At 71.9% G+C, this 2,626-nt stretch carries 3 protein-coding genes; 2 read left to right on the top strand and 1 reads right to left on the bottom strand.

Going from position 1 to position 2,626, the window contains the following annotated elements; genetic code table 11:
* Together lepB and mtaB are read left to right on the top strand one after the other, a co-directional pair.
* Positions 1-907 (top strand): signal peptidase I (gene lepB / locus ACIQ3R_RS17385; RefSeq protein WP_397420107.1); only part of this gene is annotated, 907 nt, incomplete at its 5' end.
* Positions 888-2,174, top strand: coding sequence for a tRNA (N(6)-L-threonylcarbamoyladenosine(37)-C(2))-methylthiotransferase MtaB (mtaB, locus tag ACIQ3R_RS17380; protein WP_397420106.1), 1,287 nt, complete (start codon positions 888-890; stop codon positions 2,172-2,174). The genes lepB and mtaB, both read left to right, overlap by 20 nt.
* On the opposite strand, the gene ACIQ3R_RS17375 is transcribed toward mtaB, so the two are convergent.
* Positions 2,141-2,626: citrate/2-methylcitrate synthase (locus ACIQ3R_RS17375; protein ID WP_397420105.1), on the bottom strand; the 486-nt coding region annotated here is incomplete at its 5' end. The genes mtaB and ACIQ3R_RS17375 overlap by 34 nt on opposite strands.

Genomic DNA, 2,626 nt, shown 5'->3' with positions numbered 1-2,626 from the left:
GGGAACTGCCGTGACCGCCCAACCGGCTGAACAGCCAAGGCGTCGCAGCGTCTGGCTGGCGTTCGTGCTCAACACGCTGCTGCCGCCGACGGGCTACGCCTATGTGGGCGCCTGGCGCTGGGTGCTCGCGGCCGTGGTCGGGATCAGCCTTGGCCCGCTGGCGGTGATGGCCTGGACCGTGACGTGGCCGCCCGGGATCTTTGTGCTGGATCGGCAGTCCCTGGCGGTGCTGGGGCTGATCCTGGCCCCGGCCCTGGGGTTCCACGCGGCCTGGATCGCCCGCCGCGCGCCCGGCCCGACCGGAGCCTCTCGGGCGCTGCTCTATCTGACGCCCTGGATGGGACTGGCGGTGCTGAGCATGGTGCTGCGCGCCTATGGGCCGTTCGCAACCCACGCCCTCGAGGGCGAGGCGATGGCGCCGGGACTGCGGGCCGGTGATGTGGTCCTGGCCGACCAGCCGCGCGCGGCCTGCGGGGAGACGGCCGTGCAACAGGGCGATGTGGTCCTCTATCGTCGCGGCGCGGACCTTTACCCGGCCCGGGCGATCGCGGGCCCAGGGCAGACCCTCTGGATGACCGACGGCGGGCCCGTCGTGGATGGGCGGGCCATTGACCGCCGACTTCTCGGGTCAGAGCCCGCGGCCGGTCTGACGGTGCGCGCGGCGCTGCTTCAGGAGGCGCTGCCCGGCGGCCGGAGCTGGCGGGTCCACGACCTGGAAACCGGCGGCGGGCTCGACGCCATCGCGCCGGTCACGGTTCCCGCCGGGACGTGGTATCTGTTGGGCGACAACCGCGACAATGCGGTGGACTCCCGCACCCACGGCCCGGTGCGCACCCAGGACATCTGCGCCGTGGCCGTCAAGATTCTCTCCGCCAAGGACCCCGCCCGTGTCGGCCTCCAGCCCTGATCTCGACGTCGGCGTCGACGTCGTCACCTTCGGCTGCCGGCTCAACGCCTATGAGAGTGAGCAGGTGCGGGCGCGGGCGGCGGAAGACGGCCTTTCCGACGCCGTGATCTTCAACACCTGCGCGGTGACCGCGGAAGCGGTGCGTCAGGCCCGCCAGGCGATCCGCAAGGCGCGTCGGGAACGGCCGGGGGCGCGGCTGATCGTCACCGGTTGCGCGGCTCAGATCGATCCGGGCGCCTTCGCCGCCATGCCCGAGGTGGATCTGGTGCTGGGCAATGTCGAGAAGACCGCGCCCGGCGCCTATTCACCGAGCGCGGAGCCCGCCCGCGTGCGGGTGAACGACATCATGAGCGTGCGCGAGACGGCCGGCCATCTGGTCGACGGCCTGAAGGACCGCGCGCGGGCCTATGTCGAGGTGCAGAACGGCTGCGATCATCGCTGCACCTTCTGCATCATCCCGTTCGGGCGCGGCAATTCGCGCTCGGCTCCGGCCGGCGAGGTGGTCGCCCAGATCGGCCGACTGGCGGCCGAAGGCTATCGCGAGGTGGTGCTGACCGGCGTCGACGTGACCAGCTGGGGCGCGGATCTTCCGGGACAGCCGACGCTCGGCCAGCTGGTGGCGCGGATCCTGAAGCTGGTTCCTGAGCTGCCGCGGCTTCGTCTGTCGTCCATCGACGCGGCCGAGATCGACGCGGACCTGCTGCGCTGTTTCGCCGAGGAGCCGCGGCTCGCGCCCTATCTGCACCTGTCGTTGCAGGCCGGCGACGACATGATCCTCAAGCGCATGAAGCGACGCCACAGCCGCGCCGATGCGCTGAACCTGATCGCGCAGGTGCGGGCGGTGCGCCCGGAGACCGCCTTCGGCGCCGACCTGATCGCGGGGTTTCCGACCGAGACCGAGGCGATGTTCGAGCAGACCCTGGCGCTGGTGGACGAGGCCGGGCTCTCGTTCCTGCACGTCTTTCCCTACAGCCCGCGCCCGGGAACGCCGGCGGCGCGCATGCCGCCTGTGGCGCGACCCGTCGTGAAGGCGCGTGCGGCGCGGCTAAGGGCGGCGGGCGAGGCGGCGCTCGCCCGGCACCTGGACGCCCAGGTCGGTCGCACGGTCGACGCCCTCGTGGAGCGGGCGGGACTGGCGCGGGCGGATGACTTCACCGAGATCGCCTTCGAGGGTTCCGCCCCGATCGGTGAGATCGCGCCAATGCACATCACCGGCCACGACGGCCGCCGGGCCTACGCCGCCTTGCGCGGCGCCGGCCCCACATAGATCGAGGCCGGGCGGATCAGGCGTCCGCCCGCGATCTGCTCCCGCGCATGGGCCAGCCAGCCGGCCACCCGGCCCATGGCGAACACGCAGGTGAACGCCGAAGGCGGGAAGTCCAGGGCCTCCAGCAGAAGCGCGGTGTAGAATTCCACATTGGTCTGCAGCGACCGATCGGGCTTGCGTTCGCGCAGGATGGCCAGGGCCGCCGCTTCCACGGCTTCGGCGAACTCCAGCCGCCCCTGGCGGGCGTCTAGCCATCGGACAGCCGCCTTGAGCGCGTCGGCGCGGGGATCGCGCACGCGGTAGATCCGGTGGCCGAAGCCCATCAGCCGGTCGCCGCGATCCAGCGCCGTTTCGATCCAGGCGCGGGCGTTATCCGGCGCGCCGATCTCGTCCAGCATCTCGATGATCGGCCCGGGCGCGCCGCCATGCAGCGGCCCTTTCAACGCGCTGAT

The sequence above is a fragment of the Phenylobacterium sp. genome (genome assembly GCF_044371015.1).
Classification (GTDB): Bacteria; Pseudomonadota; Alphaproteobacteria; order Caulobacterales; family Caulobacteraceae; genus Phenylobacterium.
This window is presented reverse-complemented; position numbering and strand designations above follow the sequence as displayed.